This window comes from Chryseobacterium sp. SIMBA_028 (genome assembly GCF_046535285.1).
Classification (GTDB): Bacteria; Bacteroidota; Bacteroidia; order Flavobacteriales; family Weeksellaceae; genus Chryseobacterium.
In genome coordinates this window covers 1-274 of sequence record NZ_JAWRWZ010000263.1, presented here as the reverse complement: position 1 = coordinate 274, position 274 = coordinate 1, and the positions used below count along the sequence as shown (strand labels likewise).

At 66.4% G+C, this 274-nt stretch carries 1 protein-coding gene; it reads right to left on the bottom strand.

What is annotated here, in order from left to right; translation table 11 throughout:
• Positions 1-274 (bottom strand): hypothetical protein (locus SCA31_RS23390; protein WP_410699410.1); only part of this gene is annotated, 274 nt, incomplete at both ends.

Genomic DNA, 274 nt, shown 5'->3' with positions numbered 1-274 from the left:
GACCACATCTCCGAATTCGGCTGCAAAGTCCCGGAACTCCCTGGGGTCGACGTCGCGCAGTTCGGCAAATCCCATTCCGCCGAAGCGGGCGAAAAGCTGGGTCATGGCCCGCTCGAGCCCGGCAGGATCCGCGGACGGAACCAGCACGCCGACGTCGCGGATCGCCGCTACCAGTCCCTTGCCATCGCGGGCGGCCGCAGCAATCAACAGTTTCCGCAGCCCCGCCCTGGTCTGTGGCGGCACCTCCCCCATCATGCCGAAGTCGATGAACGTC